This is a genomic window from uncultured Cetobacterium sp., assembly GCF_947072685.1.
Taxonomy (GTDB): Bacteria; Fusobacteriota; Fusobacteriia; order Fusobacteriales; family Fusobacteriaceae; genus Cetobacterium_A.
The window spans coordinates 1-5,849 of the sequence record NZ_CAMTIK010000045.1 but is presented as its reverse complement, the minus strand read 5'-3'; the positions used below and the strand labels follow the sequence as shown (position 1 = coordinate 5,849).

General features: G+C 28.4%; 5 protein-coding genes. All 5 read left to right on the top strand.

What is annotated here, in order from left to right:
* The first annotated feature begins 238 nt into the window (after window positions 1-238).
* The 5 genes from Q0V67_RS10225 to fic all read left to right on the top strand — a co-directional run bounded on the left by Q0V67_RS10225 (window position 239) and on the right by fic (window position 5,831).
* Window positions 239-2,068: a replication initiator protein A gene (locus tag Q0V67_RS10225; RefSeq protein ID WP_297599296.1), complete on the top strand. Its 1,830-nt coding sequence runs from the start codon at window positions 239-241 to the stop codon at window positions 2,066-2,068.
* Between the two features lie 26 nt (window positions 2,069-2,094).
* Window positions 2,095-2,805, top strand: a complete 711-nt coding sequence (locus Q0V67_RS10220) for a ParA family protein (protein WP_297599294.1) — start codon at window positions 2,095-2,097, stop codon at window positions 2,803-2,805.
* Window positions 2,806-2,845: 40 nt separating this feature from the next.
* Window positions 2,846-3,478, top strand: a complete 633-nt coding sequence (locus tag Q0V67_RS10215) for a hypothetical protein (protein WP_297599292.1) — start codon at window positions 2,846-2,848, stop codon at window positions 3,476-3,478.
* A 193-nt stretch (window positions 3,479-3,671) separates the two neighbouring features.
* The gene (locus tag Q0V67_RS10210) at window positions 3,672-5,222 is read left to right on the top strand and encodes a type I restriction-modification system subunit M (RefSeq protein WP_297599290.1); all 1,551 of its coding nucleotides are present in this window, start codon (window positions 3,672-3,674) and stop codon (window positions 5,220-5,222) included.
* A gap of 3 nt (window positions 5,223-5,225) precedes the next feature.
* Window positions 5,226-5,831: a protein adenylyltransferase Fic gene (gene fic, locus Q0V67_RS10205; RefSeq protein ID WP_297599288.1), complete on the top strand. Its 606-nt coding sequence runs from the start codon at window positions 5,226-5,228 to the stop codon at window positions 5,829-5,831.
* Window positions 5,832-5,849 lie beyond the last annotated feature (18 nt).

Below are 5,849 nucleotides of genomic sequence, written 5' to 3'. Positions count from 1 at the left end.
GGTACTTTCAATATTAACTAGGGGTACTTTCAATATTAACTAGGGGTACTTTCAATATTAACTAGGGGTACTTTCAAATTTTCAATATCAATTAGGGTTATTTCTTTAAAATTATTGTTTTTTGACAAAAAAAGTGTTAAAATAGTAAAAAAAATACCCTATATAATATTGAAAAATAGATAAAAAGCATGTTTTTTATAAACAACCCCTAGTTAATATTGATTAAAAGGAGATAAAAATGTCGGAGTGGTTTGAAGATGAATTTATAGATACTCCTGAAACAGAAATTGTAGAAGAAAATATCTATGTAGATGAAGAATTAATTAAAAATAAAAGTTTAGTTAGAATGGACATGAATTTAATTCAATATCCACTTTTTTCTAAAAACACAAAACGTAAAATAAATCAGGTTGTAAAATATTTTTTCAACAAAAATAGAGACACTTATATCAATGTGGTTCCAATGGCGGGAGATTATATTCCTGGAGAAGCAGAAGAAAAGGTATTTATAGCTCTTATGAAAATAATGAAATCAAAAGGTATGTCTAGAAGATTTATTGTTACAGCATCGGAGCTTAAAAAAGAACTTCATTTAAATACAAAAGCCTATTCAGCAATAGTAAGAGATTCTTTAAAAAGACTATCATCAGCTAATTATCAATTTAAGAATACTCTTTATTCGAATAAAAAAAATGGAATTCTTTCAAAAGAAACACACACTACTATTTTATCCTTGAAAATATTAACATTAGATGAAAAAGATAATAAAGATTTAAGAAAAAAAATTTCAGATAAAAGGATAAAAGAGGTCTATGAAATATCTGTTTCAGACCATTTCTACGACAATATTGTAACAAAAGGTTATCTAGTTTATGACTCTGATATTTTGTTAAGTATTGGGACTAGTACTGCCCGTACAATCTACATGTTAATAGAAAAACTTAGATTTAATCAGCTTTATTTAAAAATAGATACAATATTTTTAATAAAAAGAATCCCTTTAAAATGTGATAAAAGAAATATTACTCAAACAATTAAAACGTTAGAAAAGAATTTAAATGAGTTACTTAATAAAAAGTTAATAGAAAAATTTAATTTTATAAAGGATTCCACTTGGGAAAACTCAGAGATAGAAGTATATTTTTCTGAAAATGTAATCAGAGAAAAACAAGATAGATTCTTTGGCGATTTGAATGATTTTAGAAAAATATCGTCAAGCTTAGAAATTTCTGGGACAGAACACGCTTTAATAGCTTCTGAAAATACAAAAATTGATGATATTGAAAAATCAGATATCAATAAAAACTTAAAGAAAGAGATAATAAAAGAAGTTGTAGAAGAGATATTTAATCTTATGCCTAAAAGTGCAAAAAAATTAAAAACAATACCGAAAACAATAATGGACTCTTTAGAAAAATATGGATATGAAAAAGTTATGAGAGCAACTCTATATATAAAAAGACAAGAAAAATTAACTAGTCCGAGAGCATATTTTTTGAAAACTTTAGAAAATAATTGGGCAGATGATATTTTAATTAAAGAGACTGAAGAAAAAGTAAAAATTGTTTCCTCTGGTGTAATTGATGAGGATATTCCAGATGAAAAAATATTAGAAAGACTTAAGAATTTACAGTTGAAGTTTGAAGATTTATCTTTAGAAGAAAAAGTGAAAATTGAGCAATTGGCTTTTGAAAGTTATATAGAAAAGTGTGGGGCTAATACTAAAATTCAAAGTATAGCTTTCAAAGCTGGAAAAAGAAAGATTATTTTAGACTATTTAAACGATAGCGATTATTTTGATTCTAAAATAATAAAGTTTGATGCAAATAAAAATAGTTATAAGATAAAAGAGGAATTAAAGCCTACTTCTTCAATTTTAACTAAAGAGTTTTTAGAACTCGCTAAACAATATATCGCAAATGTTTTATTGATGCTTGGAGATGATCTTTCTAAAGAGGAGATTATTAAAGTGAAGATGACAATAACTACAAAAGTGATGACAGAAAATATTAGAACTATTGAAGATATTCAAAAGCAATTGGAAGAGATTTTGTTGAAGAAAAATTAAGTATAAAGCTAAGTGTGGAGGGAAATGTGAAAGAAAAAGGAAAAGTATATACAATAAAAGTCAATAAAGGTGGTGTAGGAAAAACATTCTTGACAGTTCAGTTGGCAGTAGGATTATCATTAATAGGAAAAAAAGTTTTAATTTTAACATCTGATTCTCAGAACAATGTTTTGGACTATACAGCTCCACAAGAGCATAAACCAATTTTTAAAAATGGATTGAAGGCTTTTGTAAAAGGTGAAGATGGTGATATTGTAAGAATAAGAGAAAATGTTAACTTTATTCCTTTGGAGGATTCCAAATTTGCATCAACATTTTTGAATAATTTGCCAATATTTATAGAAAAAATGAAAAGTGATTATGATTACATTCTAATAGATAGTATTCCTACTATGAAGTTGGATACGATATTTGTGGAATGTTCTGATAAAGTTATCATTCCTTGTTTTTGTGATCGAGTGACAGTGGAAGGAATAATAAATGTAGTTGAGGAAGCGGGAATAGATAAAATATACTCTATTGTAGTCAATAAATATAGAAATACAGCAAATCAAAACAAATATTTAGAGGACTTAAAAAGCGTGCTAGGAGAAACCACTATTTTATTACCAGAACCAATAAAAGAGTTGTCTCAAATTGAAATTCTTTTAGAAAAAGGGAAAAGTGTTTGGGAGACAAACTCTAAGGGATTACAAGAGGTTCAAGACAGTTTAATAGAAGTAATAAAGGGCATGTAACACATGTGTTACATGGAAAAATTATAGCAAGGGGTGTTAGATGGGAGCGATAGATAGATTGAGAAAAGCCACTGAAACTGCGAGTAAAGAAGTGGTAGAACAAAAGAGTAAAGATATTGGTTTAGATATTATAAAAAATATAGTAAAAATAAACTTGTGTGAAACGAAAGAAGAAAATGAATTTTTAGAATTGAAAACAAAAGAACTTTTAAATGTGCAAGCTAATGCCTCGATTCAACTTGGAAAAATTATGACAGAGGTTTCACAGAAAATAACTGAAGATATAACTTATTGTCAATGGTTAGAGTTAGTAGGATTTAACAGGATGACAGCTTTGAGACATAGAAGAAGATATGATTTATTTCAGAGTGTAAACAATAGTATAGCAAAAGAGATTGTGGCTTCTTTGACTTTTAGAGAAATAGAAAAAATATATAAAAATTTATCTGAAAATTTAGTATGTTTAAACACATCAAAAACAGTTATGGAATTTAAGAATATTTTAAAAAACGAGTTATTTATTGAACAAAAAGAATCTAAGAAAATCCAAAAAATGGATATAAATTTTGAAATTTTTAGTAATATTAAAGAAAAAGTAAACCAAATGGATGATAAAAAAAAGGATGAAGTGGCAAAATTATTACTTAAAATAGAAAAGTTATTAAAAGATTAAATCTAAATAATAGTGAAAAGAAAACTAAATAGCTTAAGCCTCTAGAATATATGGCTTAAGCTATTTTTTTCTTTCAATTGGATATGTCCATTTAAATGTTTTTAGACTAATCTGTTACTAAAATATGTTATAATAATATATTAAAATAAGCTAAATTATGAATTTGGTTGATGTGAATAAATGGAGGGAAAAAATGTCGAGTATAGCACAAAGAGCTGAATTACAGTCACAAATTTGGAAAATAGCCAATGATGTCCGTGGTTCAATAGATGGATGGGATTTTAAGCAATATGTTTTAGGAACACTGTTTTATAGATTTATTAGTGAGAACTTCTCTAGTTATGTTGAAGCTGGAGATGATAGCTTTAAATATGCAGATTTAAGTGATGATGTTATAACAGAGGAGATTAAAGAGGATGCAATAAAAACAAAGGGATATTTTATCTATCCAAGCCAACTGTTTGCTACCATTGCTAAAAATGCGAATACCAGTGAAAGCTTAAATACAGATTTAGCAGCAATATTTTCATCTATTGAAAGTTCTGCAAATGGTTATCCTTCTGAATCAGATATTAAAGGATTATTTGCCGATTTTGATACAACAAGCAATAGATTAGGGAATACAGTTAAAGATAAAAATAGCCATTTAGCTGCCGTTATTAAAGGTGTTGAAGGGCTTGATTTTGGTAAATTTGAAGATAATCATATAGATCTGTTTGGTGACGCATATGAGTTTCTAATCTCTAACTATGCAGCTAATGCAGGTAAATCTGGAGGAGAATTCTTCACACCTCAAAGTGTATCTAAGCTTATTGCAAAATTAGCAACACACAATCAAGAAACAATCAATAAAATTTATGACCCCGCTGCTGGATCAGGTTCACTATTATTACAAGCTAAGAAGCAATTTGATGACCATATTATTGAAGATGGTTTCTATGGGCAAGAGATTAATCATACAACGTATAACCTTGCTCGTATGAATATGTTTTTACACAATGTAAACTACGATAAGTTTGATATAGCATTAGGAAATACTCTTTTAGATCCACATTTTGAAGATGAAAAGCCATTTGATGCTATTGTATCAAATCCTCCATATTCAGTTAATTGGATTGGGAACGATGACCCAACTCTTATCAATGATGAGCGTTTTGCTCCTGCAGGAGTACTTGCTCCAAAATCTAAAGCAGACTTTGCTTTTGTACTTCACTGTTTAAATTATCTTTCAAGTAAAGGTCGTGCTGCTATAGTTTGTTTCCCTGGAATATTCTATCGTGGTGGAGCAGAGCAGAAAATTAGAAAGTATCTAATTGAAAATAACTTTGTTGAAACTGTTATATCGTTAGCACCTAATCTTTTCTTTGGAACTTCAATAGCTGTTAATATACTAATTCTTTCAAAACATAAAGCTGATTCTAAAACTCAGTTTATTGATGCAAGTGGAGTGGACTTCTTCAAGAAAGAAACAAATAATAATATCTTAACAGAGGAGCATATCGAAGAAATTTTAAGAATATTTGATACTAAAGAGGATATTGACCATGTTTCAAAGTCTGTTGATAACTCTAAAATAGCTGAAGAGGATTACAATCTTTCTGTTAATACTTATGTAGAGCAAAAAGATACAAGAGAGATTATAGATATAAAGGAACTAAACGCTAAAATAAAAGCAACGGTAAGCAATATAGATAGACTTCGTATTGAAATAGATAAGATAGTTTCAGAGATTGAGGTGGAATAAAATATGATTTTAGAAAACAAACTTAATATTACTAGCCAGATAGAGCTTTCAAAAGTGGAAGAGAAAATTAGCAAACAAAAAGCTAAGCAGCTCTTTGACTCTGGAGATATTAATAAAGTTCAAATAGGAACTTTTGAAGGACTTCAATACATTCACAAATATCTATTTGAAGATATTTATGATTTTGCTGGGAAAATAAGAAAGGTTAATATAGCTAAAAACAACTTTCGTTTTGCACCACTAATGTATCTTGAGCACTCATTAAAATATATAGATACTATGCCACAAACAACATTTGATCAGATTATTGAGAAATATGTTGAGATGAATATTGCTCATCCTTTCCGTGAAGGGAATGGAAGAGCAACTCGTATATGGCTTGATTTAATATTAAAAGAAAATATTAAGCAAGTAATTGATTGGAATCTTGTTGATAAAGATGAATATCTATCAGCTATGGAGAGAAGTGTTATTAAGGATATTGAGATTAAATACCTTTTTAAACAAGCTCTTACGACTGAAATCAATGACCGTAATCTATTCATGAAAGGTATAGATGTTAGTTACTACTATGAAGGTTACAGCGAATATATCACAGAGGAGGTCTAAGATGAGTAAGTTAGAGCA

Excerpts from the sequence above, each read along its gene's own strand:
- fic (WP_297599288.1), top strand. The coding sequence starts at position 5,226 with ATGATTTTAGAAAACAAACTTAATATTACTAGCCAGATAGAGCTTTCA.
- Q0V67_RS10225 (WP_297599296.1), top strand. The coding sequence starts at position 239 with ATGTCGGAGTGGTTTGAAGATGAATTTATAGATACTCCTGAAACAGAA.
- Q0V67_RS10215 (WP_297599292.1), top strand. The coding sequence starts at position 2,846 with ATGGGAGCGATAGATAGATTGAGAAAAGCCACTGAAACTGCGAGTAAA.
- Q0V67_RS10210 (WP_297599290.1), top strand. The coding sequence starts at position 3,672 with ATGTCGAGTATAGCACAAAGAGCTGAATTACAGTCACAAATTTGGAAA.